This window comes from Spirosoma horti (assembly GCF_054776595.1).
Genome location: NZ_BAAHBQ010000004.1, coordinates 113,653 through 131,831, shown reverse-complemented (window position 1 = coordinate 131,831; position 18,179 = coordinate 113,653). Strand labels below are relative to the sequence as shown.

At 49.7% G+C, this 18,179-nt stretch carries 13 protein-coding genes; 6 read left to right on the top strand and 7 right to left on the bottom strand.

The window, feature by feature from the left end:
• Positions 1-103: 103 nt before the first annotated feature.
• On the top strand, positions 104-1,762 hold the full coding sequence (locus ACYVAM_RS12100; protein WP_461067261.1) for a hypothetical protein: 1,659 nt from the start codon (positions 104-106) through the stop codon (positions 1,760-1,762).
• A gap of 103 nt (positions 1,763-1,865) precedes the next feature.
• On the opposite strand, the gene ACYVAM_RS12095 is transcribed toward ACYVAM_RS12100, so the two are convergent.
• Positions 1,866-4,445: a TonB-dependent receptor plug domain-containing protein gene (locus ACYVAM_RS12095; protein WP_461067259.1), complete on the bottom strand. Its 2,580-nt coding sequence runs from the start codon at positions 4,443-4,445 to the stop codon at positions 1,866-1,868.
• 262 nt (positions 4,446-4,707) lie between these two features.
• Here ACYVAM_RS12095 and ACYVAM_RS12090 point away from each other — a divergent pair, with 262 nt between their 5' ends.
• Positions 4,708-5,217 carry a hypothetical protein gene (locus tag ACYVAM_RS12090; RefSeq protein ID WP_461067257.1) on the top strand — a complete coding sequence of 170 codons (510 nt, stop codon included), beginning with the start codon at positions 4,708-4,710 and terminating at the stop codon, positions 5,215-5,217.
• A gap of 23 nt (positions 5,218-5,240) precedes the next feature.
• Here ACYVAM_RS12090 and ACYVAM_RS12085 read toward each other — a convergent pair whose 3' ends face one another.
• Together ACYVAM_RS12085 and ACYVAM_RS12080 are read right to left on the bottom strand one after the other, a co-directional pair.
• A complete protein-coding gene (locus tag ACYVAM_RS12085) occupies positions 5,241-5,585 on the bottom strand; it encodes a winged helix-turn-helix domain-containing protein (protein WP_461067255.1) in 345 nt (114 codons plus the stop codon).
• Positions 5,586-5,631: 46 nt separating this feature from the next.
• Complete coding sequence (locus tag ACYVAM_RS12080; protein ID WP_461067253.1) at positions 5,632-7,674, bottom strand: hypothetical protein; 2,043 nt, start codon at positions 7,672-7,674, stop codon at positions 5,632-5,634.
• A 269-nt stretch (positions 7,675-7,943) separates the two neighbouring features.
• Between ACYVAM_RS12080 and ACYVAM_RS12075 the strand changes: the two genes are divergently transcribed.
• The 3 genes from ACYVAM_RS12075 to ACYVAM_RS12065 all read left to right on the top strand — a co-directional run bounded on the left by ACYVAM_RS12075 (position 7,944) and on the right by ACYVAM_RS12065 (position 10,741).
• A complete protein-coding gene (locus ACYVAM_RS12075; protein ID WP_461067251.1) occupies positions 7,944-9,329 on the top strand; it encodes a cytochrome ubiquinol oxidase subunit I in 1,386 nt (461 codons plus the stop codon).
• Positions 9,330-9,424: 95 nt separating this feature from the next.
• A complete protein-coding gene (cydB, locus tag ACYVAM_RS12070) occupies positions 9,425-10,459 on the top strand; it encodes a cytochrome d ubiquinol oxidase subunit II (protein WP_461067249.1) in 1,035 nt (344 codons plus the stop codon).
• 72 nt (positions 10,460-10,531) lie between these two features.
• Positions 10,532-10,741: an alkylphosphonate utilization protein gene (locus ACYVAM_RS12065; RefSeq protein WP_461067247.1), complete on the top strand. Its 210-nt coding sequence runs from the start codon at positions 10,532-10,534 to the stop codon at positions 10,739-10,741.
• 10 nt (positions 10,742-10,751) lie between these two features.
• Here the strand turns inward: ACYVAM_RS12065 and nfi are convergent, their stop codons facing one another.
• The 4 genes from nfi to ACYVAM_RS12045 form a co-directional block, all read right to left on the bottom strand.
• On the bottom strand, positions 10,752-11,444 hold the full coding sequence (gene nfi, locus ACYVAM_RS12060; protein WP_461067246.1) for a deoxyribonuclease V: 693 nt from the start codon (positions 11,442-11,444) through the stop codon (positions 10,752-10,754).
• 61 nt (positions 11,445-11,505) lie between these two features.
• Positions 11,506-12,252, bottom strand: coding sequence for a LytR/AlgR family response regulator transcription factor (locus ACYVAM_RS12055; RefSeq protein WP_461067244.1), 747 nt, complete (start codon positions 12,250-12,252; stop codon positions 11,506-11,508).
• Between the two features lie 22 nt (positions 12,253-12,274).
• On the bottom strand, positions 12,275-15,355 hold the full coding sequence (locus ACYVAM_RS12050; protein ID WP_461067242.1) for a sensor histidine kinase: 3,081 nt from the start codon (positions 15,353-15,355) through the stop codon (positions 12,275-12,277).
• Positions 15,356-15,357: 2 nt separating this feature from the next.
• Positions 15,358-16,545 carry a cellulase family glycosylhydrolase gene (locus tag ACYVAM_RS12045; RefSeq protein WP_461067240.1) on the bottom strand — a complete coding sequence of 396 codons (1,188 nt, stop codon included), beginning with the start codon at positions 16,543-16,545 and terminating at the stop codon, positions 15,358-15,360.
• Between the two features lie 323 nt (positions 16,546-16,868).
• On the opposite strand from ACYVAM_RS12045, the gene ACYVAM_RS12040 reads away from it, so the two are divergent.
• The gene (locus tag ACYVAM_RS12040; protein ID WP_461067238.1) at positions 16,869-18,107 is read left to right on the top strand and encodes a DUF5018 domain-containing protein; all 1,239 of its coding nucleotides are present in this window, start codon (positions 16,869-16,871) and stop codon (positions 18,105-18,107) included.
• Positions 18,108-18,179: the final 72 nt, after the last annotated feature.

Sequence of the window (18,179 nt, the reverse complement as noted above, 5' to 3'; positions counted from 1 at the left end):
CTGACGCATAAAAAACGCGTATTACCATTGGGTGATGCGCGTTTTTTTTATGCTTATCAGTTTAGGCCTACCTTTGCCGACTGATAATGACTTCTTTGCTTTAATGAAAGATAAACTTTTCGACGGAATAAGCCTGCTTCTGATTGCCCTTGCCATTTACGTTCTCGACCATCAGCTCACCACCATATCCGACGTGCAGATGGGCGACGAAGGATTTTACATGTATCAGGGAATCAGTAATTTTCGGCTGGGTTTGCAAACGGACTGGGGCCCTGCTTATTCCCTCTGGTACAAGTTTCTTTCGTTCTTCGAGTCCGATACGATTCGTTTGTACTACCTGAACATGGCCCTGCTTTCGTCCTTACCGACGATTGCGCTGTATATAGCGATTCGGCTGGCTGGTTTTCGCTGGTACTGGTCATTGTACGCTACGCTGGTGTTTCATTTTTCCCGGATGAATTTCCCGGAAGGCGTCAAAGTGTCTATCCTTCTCTTTCTGCTGACGCTGCTGTTGTTCATCATCTGTGCCCGCTACCTGCGGAACCGCCTTCACCTGTCGTTTGCGCTACTGACGCTTTCGTATTTTCTGTTTGCCTATTTCCGGCCGGAATTTGTGGTGCCGTTCGGGTTGTGTTTGGTTTTGCTCATTGGCGCTACGGTCTGGTTTCGGCAATCATATTATCCGATAGCGGGCATTGGAGCGATTGTTCTGGTCCTATTTTTTGGTGTAGGAAGTCCCCTGTCCGAGAAAGGAGAAAAAGCATTCAAACAGGATTTCTCCTACAACTATGCCATGCGCCATCCCGAAGATAAGCGGCTAAGCACCTATAGCAACTGGGTCGATTCGGAAGTGATGTCGCAGATTATTTTTGGCGAGCGGGTCAAGGGATTCGGCGATGCGCTGATCAAACACCCTAAAATTGTGTTGACCGACCACCTGCTGCCGAACATCTACAACTTTGGCGTATTGCTCGGAACGGTGATCGAAAGTTATTTTCAGCCACTGACGCACCTGCCCGGCGGGAGCGCTATTCTCTCATTATTTAGTCGAAAAATTACCTGGGTCTTGCTGCTCGTTGGCTTTCTTGCACTGGTGTCTATTCGGAAGACAGCACTGGGCGTGAGTCGTACGGTTCTTGATAATCCCTGGCCGTATATCGTGGCTACAACGGCCATTATTCCGCCCATTGTCAGTTCGGTTTATTCCATGGGGATCAAAATTCGTTACCTGCCTGCTTTCTATTTCTTTATTCCGGTCCTAGTCGGCGTTATCGTGATGAACCTGGTGTTTCGTCCGTGGCTGAATGCCCTTATCGCCCCTCGAAAGTCGGTTATCCGCTTAGCCGGTACAGCATTGATGGGACTCTTTCTGATCGGTGTAGGTGCCTGGATGGTCTGGGAATGGCAGCACCAAACGCCAGCTACAACAAACGGGCGTAAATTGCTTCAATATACCAAACAGTTGATTGCCCCAATACCCGACAAAAACCAGATCCGGATCTTCGATAATCCGGATGAACTGCCCACGCACCTCAGCGGAACATCGATCTCGTATGATCGGTACAAACGGTATTCCGACTTTTATAAGTTCGTCGAGCAGAACGACATTAACCTGATCATTTTTCGAACCGAAATTGCGCAGTATTACAAAAACGATACAAGTATGCAGCGGTTCATCGAGCAGCCTCCGCAGGCGTTTATCCGCAAACCCGGCTTCGACCCAAACACCTACAGCTTTATTCGGAAGGATTTGCTGAAATAAGAATGGCGTTTTGTCTCACCCCTAAATCCCTTCAGGGAATATAGAGGTGAAGAGCCGATTATTTTTCGATTTGTAAGCCATTCATTCAAGCTTACAATCTCCCCTAAAAAATGGGCGTAACAACAACAGTTGCGTAATAAAAAGCGCCAACACTCGGCCCGGCCGTAAAGGTGGTATAGGGCCGGTTAAGCAGGTTTGTGCCGCCAAGCTTGAGCGATAAGGGAGCGTTAGCCCGGCTTGACTTCGTTAGCGTGTAGCTGATCTGTGCATCAAACGTGTTGATGGCCGGAACCATCCCGGTGGCCAGCGACGACTGCCATAAAAATGAACTCTGGTATTTGTAGTTCACCGAAAAGCCTATGTTTCTCCACAAGTCGGTGTTCGAGAGGCCCACATTGGTGATCCATTTTGGTGTGTTAAAGGCTTCTTCCAGCCCATCGCCCTGATCGGTTCGGTCGAGCCGGGCCAGCGACACATTCCCCGACAAAACCCAGTTTCGCCCTGCTGAATACCGAAGCCCCAGGCTGGAGCCGTAGTTGTAGACCGTAGTTTTGGAGTTCGTCCAGAGCCGATAGCGATCCTGCTGATTGCGGTCGGCCAGGTAATAGGCTAACGAATCGGGATTCTTGCCTCTGGGTATATTGGCTTCTACCTGGGCAATGAAATTGTGGTAAACGTTGTAGTAAAAATCGACATCTACGTACAGTCTTTTAGTAAAAAATAACCCCTTATACCCCACCTCAATGCTGTTGACCTGCTCGGGCTTCAGATACGTGTACGTATTCGGTTTCAACAGGCCTTTGTTCTTCTGAATGGCCTGATCCGTCGTTAGTTTATTGGTATTGACATCGGTGTTGATGGCTGCCTGAAAAGCGTCGATGGAAGTCCGGAAATACGAGCTTTCAAAAATCCCCTGCGACATGATTTTCAGGCCGCCAACCCGCTTCACACCACCCGAATTGACATTTGAAAAAGCTTCGAACAGCGAGGGAAACCGGTAGCCAGTCTGGTACGACGCCCGGAAATTGTGGTTCTCAATGGGCGAAAATACCAGCGAAATACGTGGGTTGACCCGCGGGTCGAAATAGCGGTTTTTATCCACTCGCAGCGACCCACGCAGGTTCAGTTTATCGTTGAAAAATGACCGGGAAGCCTGCACGAAACCACCCGTCTTGTCATAGATCAGGTTATGGTCGGTTGACTGGTCGGGGTTGATGAAGTAGTTGCCATCCGGATAAACGACGTACTGTCTGTAGTCGAAACCGGCCAGCAGGTCGATACCGGTTTTCTGCCGGAAAGTCGACCACAACACCCGCGTTGGTTCTACCTGTCCTTCGACGTGGTACATCCATGACTTTACCCGCAACGCTGCGCCAATATCCCAGTTGTTGATGTCGCGGAGCCTGGCAATCTGCTCGTTAAACCGGGCCGAACCTGGTTGCGGACGGCCCGCATCGGCTTGTGTACGGGCACTAAGCAGAGCATCCGTCACGGACTGACCCGCACTCGTGCTGGCTGTAAACTGGTTAGTGAAGTCGGCAAACCATTGATTATCGGATTTGAACGACTTATCTATGTTCTCCGCCATCGACCGGATATTGTAGGAGTCGCCGGTATTTTCCCGGGTTCGGTAGGCCCGAATCTGCACTGAGGGCGATTCGAGGGTTAGGCCGTGCTGATCGAGTACGTAATTATCGAGCCGGAACCGGTTGGTACGCTGATAAACATTGTCGAGGGTAGCCGCTTTGTAGCGATACGAGATCGTGAGGGTAGGGCGAATACGCCAGAAAATCCCTATATCACCCCGGAGATTATTGAGGCTCAGATCGGTGGTTTCGTTCTCGAAATAACCCGTTCGGGAGACGACATATTTCTTGCCACCAATGGTCAGCGTTCGTCGGTTGGCCGATTCGTCGCCGTAGTTATTGACCAGATCACGGCCGGGATTGTTGGCTCCGATTAATCCCAGCGATGTATTGGCGTTGGGGTTGAGGTCCGTTCCATCGCGGGCAATCCAATCGTAGCCACGCTGGTAGGTAAAATTGACCTTGAATGCCAGTCGGGAGCCAACCGTTTGGGCGTAGCGCAGGCTGGTTTCGCTGAATACTTTCGCCGACGATAGCGCATCATTGATGTGATTGAGCCCCATTTTTTGGCTGATGCTAAGACCCGTCGATGAAAATGGATCTTTGGTAATAAGCTGTGCGATACCATTCAAGGCGTTCAGTCCATACAGGGCCGATGCCGCGCCCGGAACGATCTCGACCCGTTGAATATCCAGGTCCGATGGCGCCAATGCGTTGGCAATGGGTGCGCCAATGTGCGGGGCCTGATTATCCATGCCATCCACGAGCTGCACGAAGCGTACATTGGTCGGGTTAGCAAATCCGCGCGTATTATACACTTTAAAGCCAAGGCTTGCTGTCAATAACTGAACGCCTTTCAGGTTCTCGATGGCATCGAAATAGGACGGCTGGGCGGACAGTCGTATTTGTCTCGCATCGAGCAATTCAATACTCACCGGCGATTTCAGGACACTCTCAGGGATTCTGGAGGCCGTCACAACGATTTCGGTCAATTGTATTTTTCGGAGCGAATCGTCGGGCGTAATGGTACTATCGGGCAAGACATGCGCATGGGCAAACTGAAGGGTACATAAGAAAAACAGGAAAAGATGCTTCATATAAGGCGCTATTTCTTTCCAAATATAGCGGCCGATATGTTTTTTAGGAAATAACGCTCTGAATTACTGCCAAAACTGATAATGTGGTTGGTAAAGCTGTTTATGTATGGGCATAAACTGATAATTGGGGTTATCATCTCGCCTGATTATGAAGTTTTAAGCTCATAAAATAAGGTTATTGGGAAAAGTCTATAAAGTCCTGTATGTTTATATGTAAAAAAATAACTTTGCCATTTACTTACTCAACACAATAGTCCACTTAATGCTTCCTGAACAATCCTTAATGCCGCTGCTTGAATCGTATGTGTTTACTGTTTCTAGTGCATTCATCAGTCAGGCTTCTTCCCAGAATCAAGCTGTCCTGATTAATTTACTCAACACAATTGGCAAGTTCTCGCCAGACAGTACTACCAATACGGTACCACCAATCAACGCAGTAAGTGAAACGGTTGCGGCATCGCCCTTCCGTGATTTACAGCAGCAATGGCAGGAAGCGCTGAGCAGTCCCGTGGTTAAAAAAAATGAGTTGGATGAGCACACGAAAGAACTTATACATCGGGCCATTGCCGCCAACCAGCGACAGATAGATGCTACTCTTCGGCACATGCATACAATGGGGTCGCTGATTGCACGGGTGAACGATATGGCTGACGCGACTCCCCAAAGAGACCGGCTGCTTTCACACTATAGAACTGTGCAGGAACATTACGTGGCCTATCTGGCCCAACTTAGGATCTTCCAGGAAAGAAAGTTCAGCCTGCTCGATTCGTAGGAATACATGTGGTTCTTTGGTTCTCAAGGCAGATTGTCCAGTTCGTCGGCGAGAAATTTTTGGAAGCGTTCCTGCAAACCACGGTAATAAGTAAGGTATTTATCGCCCTCGGCCGTAATGCTTGTCCCGCCCCCTTTTTCACCACCCGTCTGGGTCGTTACGAGTGGCGCATTGGCCTGTGTGTTCATCGAATGCACCATCTCCCAGGCCCGTTTGTAGGACATATTCATAGCTTTAGCCGCCTGATTGATGGAACCGGTGCGCTGGATATGGCCTAACAATTCCAGCCGGCCAATACCCATAAATCGTTCAGCGGTATCGTTGGATAGGGTTTCAAGCCAGATTCGGCCGTTTATTCGCAGATTCATGCCAGAAACGAGACGTTGTTCAGGCTGCTAAAGTACAACCGATACGCTAATTCGCTACCCGCTTCACGTTCATCTTCCTGAATGCGCCTTTCAATTGGACCAGCGCCGGGTTTTTCAGGCTGATCGAATCTTTGGCCTGCTGGCTGATGTTGCGGGCTACACTGTCGGACATGAACCAGCCGAGTGGGTATTTTTCGTTGTACGCCAGGCGGAGCGTCAGGTAATTGGTTTTCGGATTGGTGAACCGATCCATGAAGGAGTTGAACATGTTGTCGCGGGTGATGGAGCCATTATCCCAGGCGTTTAGAAAGGCCAGTAACGGGATCTGCACTTCCTGCAAAATAGACCGCTTGTGCGGCAGCCGTCCAATGGTGTTGCTGTTCTGAACGAAAAGAATGTAGGGAATGATCGTGACTCGTTCGGTCGTGTCCAGGCGACGAATAGAGGGAACCAGATTGTTTAGCAACTGGATGCAGGTTTCGACGCCCGAATTATCAAAATAACCGCCATCCACCACATGGCCCCCGTATCGTCGGGTGCGGCCATTACCCACAAGCGTATCCTTTTGAATGAGCCCGCCGTTGGTCACAATGGGGAAACGGCTGCATAGCGATGCGGCCGTTTTGAGCGGCACATCCGTGCCAAGCACATCCAGCGTCGACACCACATTTTTGAAGTAACGCGGATCAAGTTGCAGGTTGGACGTGATGGCTTTTTGACCCGATTCGGCGAGGGTTCCGTTGAGCAGGAGCGAAGGTAGATTGTAGTTGTAGCCCGCCCGCGTCTGATACAACTGGGTAAGGGCAGAATCGAGGGTCGATAGCTCAAGATTCGTTCGATAAGAGCTCGCCCAGGAGTCTTCGAGCCATTTGGCCCGTTCCAGAGCGGGCAGCGGAACGGGCACCAGCCGCTGAATGGATTCTGGAAATAGCAGGGCGGATGAAACGGCCGATAAATAATCGTCACGAATCACGTTTCGAAATTGCTCGAATCGGTTTGTGCGGTCCAGTTCAGCCACATCCCGAAGAAAGGCGGTATAGAAAACTGTGCCAACGCCCCCACCCGATACACCACTGAGCGCATACACATGACGGCTGAAACCCGGAATGATGGAATCGAGCCGGATGAGCGTTTCGGCGGTCCAGTTCAACGCCCGGATGCCACCCCCTTCGGCCGCCACCAGCACCAGCGGAATGGTATCGCCATCTTCCTGTCGGCGGGCATTTACCCATTGGGCAAAATGAGTCTCGACCGTCGGCCGTTGCCAGATGGGGGAGACCATGTTTCCGGTGGCTTGCCGAACGCTCGTGTTGTCGTTAAATGCGCTGATGATGACCAAATAGCCCACCGCTAGCAAGACAAGCGGGCGGTAGCGGTAATCGTTGAAGTAGACCAGAACGCTGCCCCAGAAGGTATACATCGTAATGCCGAAAATAATGACGGCCGTGGGACGTAGCCCGCGCGCAATGCCCCATTCAACGGGGAGGCTGAATAATGTAATCAGCAACAGCGTCAGCAATACGCCCGTCTGGATAACCAATCGCCCCAGCGGGTGTCGCCATAAGACGCGGACATCCTGCGAAAAATCGGTGTACCGATCCGAAAACCGCCAGTGAGCAGGCAGCGTGAAAACCGGAACCGATTGCTCGGCCAACTGGAACAGTACCAGCATAAAGCCGCTCAGGAGGAGCAGCAGATAAGGTTGCACGCGGTCGGGCTTCCAGAAAGCGTAGGCTAGAATCAGGGCCGGAATCATGCCGCCGAGCTTGGGAAGCCACCGGAGTAAACGATCACATTCTTCGTTGATCCGCAACCCAACGGGCGAAATATGCAGAATCATGCGCGTACTGCCGTAAACCAGCCAGCTCCAGACAAACGTGCTGAGCAGTATATATTGAAAAAGGCCATTGAACACACCACCGTCCATAACGGCATTAATCATATCGGCGGCCTGGTCGGGAACGGTCAGAATGTAGAGCGCCAGGAGCAGCGTAATGATGACAACAAAGGCGTTGCGCTGCGTCTGATAAAACGCGATGGTGTAGTTTCTGATTTGTTGAGAAAAGGACTGACTAGGCGTAGGCTGCACAGAAATAGGATTGATACATCAATAAATTGAATATACGCTTTTAGGGTTTACCGGCGAATAAAAGATCGGTTAAATTCTGGCGAAAAACCCACGATATAACGTTCACGGTGTTCATTCCGGTTGTACCTTTCGGCCGATAGTTTCTTCGCCAGGTGCACCCCGGCAATCTACTTCGGACTCCGCGTTCCGGCCGCTATTTCCCGGACTCCGCGTCCCGAATTTCTACTTTCTGTGCGCCTTTGGCGATCTGTCCCAACTATCATACTAGTATGGGCGCGAGTACACCTTTCAATGTCGAAATCCTCTCCCGGATTCAGTTCGCTTTCACGATTGCCTTCCATTACATTTATCCACCTCTGAGTATTGGTCTGGGCGTATGCCTGGTGGTGATGGAAGGGCTGTATTTAAAAACAAAAAATAAGGTTTATGAGGAGTTGACGCGGTTTTGGGTCAAGATTTTTGCCCTCATTTTTGGTATTGGCGTGGCTACGGGTATCGTTATGGAGTTTGAGTTTGGCACCAACTGGGCGACTTACTCACGCTATGTGGGCGATATTTTTGGCTCGGCGCTGGCGGCCGAAGGCATTTTCGCCTTTGCGCTGGAATCGGCCTTTCTGGGTATTCTGCTCTTCGGCTGGAACAAGGTTAGCCCGCGGGTCCATTTCATGGCAACCGTACTGGTGGCCCTGGGTTCTATCTTTTCGGCGCTCTGGATCGTGGTGGCCAATTCCTGGCAGCAAACGCCGTCCGGTTACCGCATCGAAGGGACAGGTTTGCAGGCGCGCGCCATCGTAACTGATTTCTGGGCGATGGTTTTCAATCCGTCGTCGCTGGAGCGGTACTCGCATGTACTGATTGGGGCACTGCTGGCCGGATCGTTTCTGGTGCTGAGCGTCAGCGCCTGGTACATCGTGAAAAAACGGTACCTGGTCCATGCCAAAGCTGCTTTCCGAATAGCGCTCTGGATAGCGGCTGTGTCGTCCCTGGCGCAGTTGTTTACGGGGAGCAAATCGGCGGAGGTTGTCACCAAATACCAACCAGCTAAACTGGCAGCTATGGAAGGTCATTTCGATAAACTCGCCCCGGCTGACATGTACCTGATGGGCTGGGTCAACGCCAAAGAACAAAAGACGACGGGCCTTAAAATTCCCGGCGGATTATCGCTGCTGGTGCATCAGGACATACACGCGCCCATTCCCGGACTGAACAGCATCAAACCTGAAAACCGCCCCACGGCCGTCAATTTCGTGTTTCAGACCTATCACCTGATGATCTCCATTGGAATGGCGCTGATTGCCCTGACGCTTTTTGGGCTGTACATGCTTTACCGCAAAAAGCTGTTTGAAACGCGCTGGTTAATGGTCGTATTCGTTTTCTCGGTATTGCTTCCGCAGATAGCCAATCAGGTTGGCTGGTACACGGCAGAAGTTGGTCGCCAACCCTGGGTGGTGTATGGCCTGCTCCGAACCTCTGACGCCCTGTCGCAGGCGGTCAAGGCCGAGCACGTGCTGGCTTCGCTCATCCTGTTCACATTCATTTATGTGATGTTGTTCGCTCTGTTTCTGTACCTGTTGAACAAGAAAATTCAGCACGGGCCGGATGTAAAAGATGATCGTGGCGAGCCGTCATCGCGCATGAATCCAGTATTAAACTAATGATAGAATGGGTGAGTGATAGAAGATTGAACGATGTCCAGTGAACTAGTTAATCATTCCATCACTCACCCATTCTATCAGTCAAAATTAAACATATGGACACTGTTCTTGGTATTGATCTTCCTACCTGGTGGTTTTTGTTGATTGGCGCGCTGATCACCGGCTATGGCATTCTGGATGGTTTCGACCTGGGTGCCGGGGCGCTACATTTGTTTTTTCGCAAAGAAGAAAGTCGCCGAATTGCGCTCAATGCCATCGGGCCGGTTTGGGATGGCAATGAGGTCTGGCTCGTTATTGGAGCGGGCTCGTTGTTTGCGGCTTTTCCATTGGTATACGGCACCATCCTCTCGGTCTTCTATCTGCCCTTCATTCTATTTTTGGTCGCCATCATTTTTCGGGCCATTTCAATCGAGTTTCGAAGTAAAGAATCAATGGCGTGGTGGCGGAAAACGTGGGATATTTCTTTCTGTGTGTCCAGCATTGTCATTTCGCTGCTGCTGGGCCTGATTCTGGGCAATCTGATTCAGGGTATTCCGCTGAATGCCAAGCATGAGTTTGTGGGTCGGCTGCGCGATTTTTTCAATCCCTATGCGCTGTTGATTGCCGTTACGGTACTGTCGCTCTTTATGATGCACGGGGCCATGTATCTGATCATGAAGACCGAAGATCGGATCTTCGCCCGCCTGACGATCATGGCCAACAACACCAGCAAGTTTTTCATTTTATGCTTCATTGCCACGTCGCTGACAACGCTTATTTATGTGCCGCATATGACGGCCATTTTCAAGCATTACCCCGAACTGTTTATTCTGCCCATTGCGGCCGTGCTGATCGTGCTGAACATCCGGCGAAGCATTGAAAAACGTCAGTATGGGCGCGGGTTCATTTCGTCGTCCGTTACGACCGCACTCCTGCTGATCCTGTTTGCTATGGGCTTGTACCCGAACCTCGTGTTGTCGAGTATTGATCCCAAAGGGCACATCAGCATTTATGAAGCAGCCTCATCGGATGGTTCCCTGCGGACAATGCTGCTTTTTGCGGCTATCGGCATGCCGTTGGTGGCTACATACACGCTGTTCATGTTCTGGACGTTCAGGGGAAAAGTGAAGCTGGAGGAACACAGTTATTGAGTAGAAGCGGTCATTCCGGTCAAGCCCGGCAATTTGTGTACCTTCGCGGCAAACCACCAAAAGATACGTTAAATGGACATAAAAGATAGTAACGGGACGATACTTGCCGAAGGAGACTCTGTGAAATTAATTAAAGACTTAAAAGTAAGAGGTTCATCGTCAACCCTAAAACGTGGGACGGTCGTTAAGAATATCCGCCTGACCGACGATGCTGAGGAAATTGAGGGCCGTATTGAGCGAACCGTGATGGTACTTAAAACAATGTTTTTACAAAAGATATGACGTCTCATTGCTAGGCAGTTTCTATCCGTTCTCCCCGTCGTAGCGCATTTACTAAGTTATGCGCCCGGCGGGTGGGTTCGGGAATACGGTAGCCGCCGTTGCAGGCCAGGGTGAGTGAGATGGCCGTTTCGAGGTCGATCAGGTGCCCTGGCGACACATAGACCGGGTTAACTTTATTCTTTGTGCGCAGGGCCGCGCCAATCACCTCCCGATAGTGCGTCATGGGCGACCAGTTGCCGCGCTCCGGTGCTGGTTCGTCGTATTTGCCCACCAATACCGATTTGCCGCAACCAAACGTGGGTCGGTTCAGAAACAGGCCTGCGTGGGAGGCAATGCCAATCCGGCGCGGGTGGGCCGTGCCATGACCATCGAACATGACGACATCGGGCTCCGTTTTCAGTTTCTGCCAGGCTTGCAGCAACGAAGGAATCTCGCGAAAGGACAATAGGCCCGGAATGTAGGGAAAGGGCGCGGTACTCACGACACCCGCTTCTTCGATAGTTTCGAGCGTATACAGGTTCAAAACGACGATGCCCGCATACACCGTTTCCTCAAACTTATTGAAGGAAATATCGCAGCCTGCAATGGTTTTTGGGGGTTTTGCTAACGGTTCAATACGAATCTGCGAGCGTAATTGCTGTTGTAAGGCGACAGCTTCAGCAGGTGTAACGTTCCAGTCGTGGAGGGTTTGGTAATTGGCCATAACAAGCGAGTAGTGAGTCATTACCTAACGAATGGAGCGTGTAGAGGTTTTGAAAAACAAGTTATAACCAGCCAAAACGTTCTATCAACCGCTCTTTCTGAGCCCTTGACACGGGTATGGATTGCTGATTGGTCATGACCACATAACTCCCTTCGCCCTTAACAAATTTTTTAATATGATTCAGATTGATCAAATACTGGCGGTGTATGCGCAGGAAATCACGCTCTTCCAGCAAATCCTGAATATCGCGCATTGACTTGGTAACCAGATGCTGCTGCCCATCGGCAACGTAAAATTTAGTGTAGTTGTCGTCTGATTCGCAGTAGAGGATATCTTTTAAATTTACGAAGGCTACACCGTTCTGGTAGGGTAGTGCAATGTGGTCGGGAAGGGATTTTGATCCGCTAACTAGTTGCTTTTTAAGCTGGGCAATCTGTTCGGGAGCCGTCAGTCGATTCTTTTCCACTCGCGAAACAGCCTGAATCAGCTCCTGCGTATCAACGGGTTTCAGTAGGTAATCGACGGCACTGTAGCGAAAGGCCTTGAGGGCAAACTTGTCATAAGCGGTCACAAACACCAGCGAAAACGGTATACCAGAAACGGCTTCCAATACATGAAACCCATTTTGCTGCGGCATCTCAATATCCAGAAAAACCACATCGGGCCGGTAGTCAATAATAGCCTGAATACCCTTGCTACTACTTGTACAGGAAGCTACCATTGCGATTTGCGGGCAGTGTTGCGATAATCGAAGACTGAGTAAGCCAACGGCATTGGGTTCGTCGTCAATAATAATGGCACGTAGCATATTATATGGGTGGGTTGACTTGTTAAATCGGTATTTCAATGATGACCTGGGTGCCAACCGCTTGTCCCTGAACAGTTATCAAGTCGACGATCCGCACCTGCGTTTGGGTATGATACAGTTGATTGATTAGCTCAATCCGCTCGGCGGTCAGTTTCATGCCAAACGATTTGTTCCTCATGGCCGATTTGCTTTTGTACTCGGCGGCTTTCTGACGTCCTACGCCATCGTCGGTGATTTCAATATGCAGCAGATCATCCCGTTGCTGTACTACCTGAATCAATACATTACCGCCTTCTTCCTTGTGCATCAACCCATGCCAGATGGCATTTTCAACAAAAGGCTGTAGTAACAAGGGCGGAATCTGAGTCAACTCAGCATCGATCTGATCGGATAGCTGAATTTGGTAATACAGTTTATTGGGAAAGCGCATCGACTCCATTTCGATGTAGAGCCGCAGCGTTTCCAGCTCATTAGCAAGGGTAACTTTTTCGGATTTGGAGTTTTCGAGCACCAGTCGAATCAGGCGCGAGAATTTGGTAAGGTAATCGGATGCTTTTTCGGCATTGTTCTGTGCCGTAAAGTATTGAATGGAATTAAGGCAGTTGAAAATAAAATGGGGGTTCATCTGTGCTCGGAGGGCGGCCATTTCCGTTTCCGAAAGTTTTAGCTGGTAGGCGGCAACGTTCTCTTTATAGATAGCTTCTTTCTGCTGGAGCGTAGCTTCTTCCAAAGCTAGTTTCGCTTTTACAGTCTGGTAAGACAAGCGATTCTGATATATAAAAACCAGTAGGCCTACTACCAGCACTAGTAAGATGGCCCTAAACCACCAGGTTTCATAAAAGGCGGGTCGAATGGTAAAGGCTATCCGTAAAGGGTTTCCGGCACCAGGGCTCGTACTCCGGGCATGAAATACATAGTCATTGGGGTCCAGATTAGTATAAAAGGCCTGATGGGTTTGTCCGGCATCGATCCAGGTTTTTTCCAGCCCTTCCAGGTAGTAAGCGTATTGATTGTCGGTTGGTTTACGGTAGTTAAGGGTCGAAAAATCAAAGCTGATCGCCGTTTCATTGGGCTTCAGGACAACGGGCTTCGACCAGTCGGTCACTACATCCTGATTATTGATTCGGGCTTTTGTAAGGTGTATGTTCGTAAAGGTTGCTGAGCGGTCGAGGGCAGCTATATCGAGTGTATTCCAGCCCCCCACATTGCCAACCAGAAGCTTATTGTCTGGTGTCAAACAAAGGCTCATGATAGTACTATTCGTAAGCAGGCCATCGTTGACCGTAAACCGACGGAAGCTATTTTTTGCTTCATCGAAAAGATGCAGTCCGTCGTATGTGCCAATCCAAACCTGGTTTTTGGCATCGACTAGGACACGTCCGCATTCGTTGTCATAAAGACCATCCTTCTGCGACCAGGCTCGTATAATTTTCCCGTCTTTATTTACCTTCAGCAGGCCAGGCCAGCCCACCGCCCAAAGATTCCCATTGGGGGCTTCGGCCATTTTCAGCATACCTATGTCAGTTTTAGTCTGTCGAAAGCGGTGGGCAGGTTCATCGAAGAGGAAAATTCCCTGGTAAGTTGTCAGCCAAACATGTCCCCGGCTATCGTCAAACACATCCATTACCCAGTTACCGTTTGCAAAGAGTTCGTCATGTGCTTCTTTCGACCACAAGCTACATTCGGTGTTTGTTTTCGGGTCAAAGACATGTACACTTTCGTAATGATTGATGAACCAGAACCGGCCTTTTCGATCAATCAGACCCAGCGAGTAAAAAGGAACCGAAAAAAAAGTGTGGTGAATAGAAAAGGGCGTAGCCAGATACCGGCCAGCTACCGGATCGAACCGAAAGACACCTTCAAACCGGTTGTCTGACTTATCTGCCTGGCCATCCTGCCAGGTGTGCCATTGATTGCAGCCCGCAAAAATTGTATGGTCTTCTGCCTGAATCAACCAGGTTACTTCGGCAAACGAACTGTATTGGGGGAATTTATAAAAGGTAGTTTTATTCGTTGTACGGTTCCATTTATAGAGTCCCTCGTAGGCGACGGCCAGCCATACGGTTTGCCCCGTCGGGTCTGATTTGTCGATCAGAATGGCATTTACGGGGTGTGTTTTAGTTGGTAATAGATTTGTTTTGATGAACTGGTTATGCGGGTCATATTTCAAAATGCCCTCCGATGTGCAAACCCAGAGGATACCCGTTTTGTGGCTCTTATAAATGTCCTGAACCTGATATTTGTGTGGGATGAGGTTCTCGAAAAATGAAAACTGCTCTGTATCGGGCCTGAATATACCCAGGCCCCTGTCGGTACCAACCCACAAAATCCGTTTTCCCAGTTCGTCGGTTCCTTCACAGACCGTTAGCAGGACAAAGTCACGATACTGATAAATCTTTGCCTGGTCAGTTTCGATATCATACCGCAATAAACCCCGGCCTGCTACGGTCACCCAGAGTACATTTGAGGTATTAATAATGCCCTTCCCAAAGTGCAAATTAGTACCTACAGCCGGGCGCGGGCAGTCTAAACCCAATTTGCAACTAAGCTTGTTAGTTTTTCTATCGAACTGCAACAGCCCCACTTCCATGCCTAATATCCACACGTTTCGTTGGCTATCTTCTACAAAACTGCCTTTATGAAAAATAAAGGTAGTTTTCTTCATAGGGTACCGGAAGGTTTTGTCGGTGGCTGGCTCGTATCGGCAAACAGTTTCCCGATCTGAAAACCAGACGTGTTCGTAGGAGTCGACAAACGTATTATTCCCCCCGCCTTCTTTAATGCCAACTATAGTTGTTGTTTTTAATGAATTAGGCTCGACTCGCACTAATTGTTCTTTTTCGGTGGAGCAATACAGGGTGCTGGTTTTCGTCATGGCAACACCATATACATTTTTGGTATCAGCCCGCTGAAAGGTATAGCCATCGTATCGACTAAGGCACTTGCGGGTACCAAACCACATAAATCCACTGGTATCTTCCACAGCACACGTCACCGACCGGCTGGGCAGGCCATCGCGGTCGGTAATATGCTCAAACGAGATGTTGGGCAGTTGGGCAAAACTCACGCGGGTGAGCAGAAATAATACCAACAATGCTCTCATTATCAGTCGTTGGGACAGCTTTTTAAGCTACTGTTGATAAAAAACGTCCGTTGGGCAGTGTTTTTAAGACTGTATGGGGCCGTGATCGTTAGTTCTTTTGCCCACGCATTGATGGCGGGCGTTGTGGATGTTGCTCCGTAGGTACCTATCGTGGCAGCCGTACCATCGGAGGTCATATCCATCTGGCGGCAATCGTTGGGCGTATGCCATTGATTGCCCGGACCCCACTCCCAAATGAGCCAGCCCATGCCCAGCGCATCGGCCTGTTGCGCAAACTGCACGTAATCAACTAGGCCCGCTTCCGAACAGGGGCTAACGGTCGAATCGCCGGTCCAGGCACCGTATTTTGACAATTCGCCAATAATGATTGGGATCGAAAGCTGGCTAACTTCCTTGAATCTGGTTCGGATGAAGGTGGGCTGGGCATCTGTATCGGCTTTGGGCCAGTAGGCGTGGAACGAGAAAATAATGTTTCGTTTCGGATCATCGTTCACGATTTCCGGACCTTTCACCGCAAAACAATGCAGACTTTTGCCCCGGTCCAATCCATCGATCATGAGCGGTACCTCGATACCCGCCTGGCGAAGTTGTCGAACCGCCGTTTTGTAGGCATTGGCATAGGCGTTGAGGTCGGCGGGGTTTGTTTCGTCGCCCCCCTGTTCTGCACTCCTGGCCGCTTCGTTGGCTATGTTGATAATCAGCGAGGTGCGGTGTTTCTGGATAACGGCTCTCACGGCCGGGCTTTTCCAGTAAGCCACATACTCGTTTAACTTCGAAAAGCCTCCATCGTCTGTATTGGTATAATCCCATAGTCCAATAATGGGAATGAGTTTATTCGCTCGGGCATTGGTAATGATCCGGTCGAGTCGAGCAGTACTTGTTGGTTTATGTGTTATATCATCACGCATCTGCCAGGCAATGCGAACGCAATTGGCACCGGTGCTGGCAATTTGTGGGAAATTACGGGCCCCCTCCGGGTCGTTTCCATCGAAATAAACCATCTTATTTACTCCTTTCAACACCACAGACGAGCCGCAGGGATCGAGCAGGCGTTTTCCATCCGTTTTAAACGTGTAGGTTTTAAACCCGCAGTAAGCAGGGCACGGAGGCCCGTCGGCAGGCTGGCCGAAACTAGCCAAATGGCTGATCGCTATCAGGAAAAAACTCCGGGTAATTAGTAGTTTGTTCATAGGTGACAGAGTATGTGTAATGGAGATCGAACGTATACCGTAGAACTGACTTTCTCAAAAGACAGTCCGCCAACAGCATCAATTACAGGGTGAGTAGCCGACTTTACCAAGTTAGTGGTGGCAGGCCGATCTGCGAACCGATCTGTTGTGTCGCCTGACCGTTTACTTGCTTACCCTGGAAAAGCCGTCGTTTACCCTAAAAAGTCAGCGACTCACCCTGACTGGCTGGCATTCTAGTAGCTAGGTGCTGCAACTTAGCGACATGGAATTATACAAATGAGCCAATAATGATCCTATCTACGCATTTTTAAACCAAATTAATCGTGAAAACACATTTTTTACGTCTATCCATTCTGTTAGGTCTGCTACTCGTATGGATGCTCGCCTGCAAGAAGACAGAAGATACGCCGGTTGTTACGCCCAAGAGTGCCGATAAAAGTATTGCGACCTTTGCTTTCAGTGAGCTCATCCCAGTCGTAAATGCCACGGTTGATGCTACGACCAAAACTATTTCGGCAACCGTCACGTCAGGAACAGACGTAACAAAACTGGTTCCGACCATTACCGTATCGACAAAAGCTACTGTTTCGCCAGCCTCGGGCATAGCGCAGGATTTTACGAATCCTGTTACCTATTCGGTCATGGCCGAAGATGGTACGAAGCAAACGTATACGGTAACCGTTACGAAGTTGACGGCTTTGAAAAGTTCAGCAAAGAATATTTTGACCGTATCGTTTGATAAAACAGCCCCTGCCGTAAAAGCGGTAGTTGATACAACTGCCAGAACGATAACAGCTTTGTTGCCTGCTGGTGCCGACCTGACAAGACTGGTACCTACGATCACTACATCTGCTAAATCGACGGTTTTGCCAGCCTCGGGCGTAGCACAGGATTTCTCGAAAGTTGTAACCTATACCGTAACCGCTGAAGATGGCAGTACGAAGGTGTTTAGCGTATCGGCCGCCACGGATGCCTATTATTTCGCCAACATACGGATGACGGTTAATCAAACCGCCGACAGGTTGACCGATTCATGCCTGATCGACTATAAGACCGGTACGGTCTTTCAACTGCAAGATGGCGCCAAATACGCCGACCGCATTGATGGCCTCCTGAACGGTTATTGTAACCTGGAAATGTATACGCCAGCCAATGTTATCCTTTGTGGGGGTAGCTGTGGCGTTGGCAAACTGAATGCAGTTATTGTCGGCCAGAAGTGGAGTACCTATCGCAAAGGAGGTATAGAGTTTATTACAAAAAACAGCGTCACGGCAGATAATGGGTATACATCAGCTGACCAGTGGAACAAGTTGTCTTTCGGGGCTGACATTGCGGCCCTTGTCGACAAAACCAGATTGAAGCCTGAGGGCGGTGCTGCCGATTACACCGTTGTCGCTGACGATGCAGTTAATGGCGATCCCTGTGTGCCTGTTGTCTTATTTGACCAGGTTTTAAACCGATTTGTGACGCAGGATGGCAAAAAAGGCGTCATGCGCATGAAACAACTGGGCAAGAAGGGAACCGGATACTTCATTGTCTTTGATCTTAAAATCCAAAAGTAACATCCAGGTTCAATCAGCAGCCGTTGTTGGCCAGCATCCAGCTGATTCGGAGAAGTCCTATTTATATCATTT

Coding starts and splice junctions, on each gene's coding strand:
- ACYVAM_RS12100 (WP_461067261.1), top strand. CDS start 104: ATGAAAGATAAACTTTTCGACGGAATAAGCCTGCTTCTGATTGCCCTT.
- ACYVAM_RS12095 (WP_461067259.1), bottom strand. CDS start 4,445: ATGAAGCATCTTTTCCTGTTTTTCTTATGTACCCTTCAGTTTGCCCAT.
- ACYVAM_RS12090 (WP_461067257.1), top strand. CDS start 4,708: ATGCTTCCTGAACAATCCTTAATGCCGCTGCTTGAATCGTATGTGTTT.
- ACYVAM_RS12085 (WP_461067255.1), bottom strand. CDS start 5,585: ATGAATCTGCGAATAAACGGCCGAATCTGGCTTGAAACCCTATCCAAC.
- ACYVAM_RS12075 (WP_461067251.1), top strand. CDS start 7,944: ATGGGCGCGAGTACACCTTTCAATGTCGAAATCCTCTCCCGGATTCAG.
- cydB (WP_461067249.1), top strand. CDS start 9,425: ATGGACACTGTTCTTGGTATTGATCTTCCTACCTGGTGGTTTTTGTTG.
- ACYVAM_RS12065 (WP_461067247.1), top strand. CDS start 10,532: ATGGACATAAAAGATAGTAACGGGACGATACTTGCCGAAGGAGACTCT.
- nfi (WP_461067246.1), bottom strand. CDS start 11,444: ATGGCCAATTACCAAACCCTCCACGACTGGAACGTTACACCTGCTGAA.
- ACYVAM_RS12055 (WP_461067244.1), bottom strand. CDS start 12,252: ATGCTACGTGCCATTATTATTGACGACGAACCCAATGCCGTTGGCTTA.
- ACYVAM_RS12050 (WP_461067242.1), bottom strand. CDS start 15,355: ATGAGAGCATTGTTGGTATTATTTCTGCTCACCCGCGTGAGTTTTGCC.
- ACYVAM_RS12045 (WP_461067240.1), bottom strand. CDS start 16,545: ATGAACAAACTACTAATTACCCGGAGTTTTTTCCTGATAGCGATCAGC.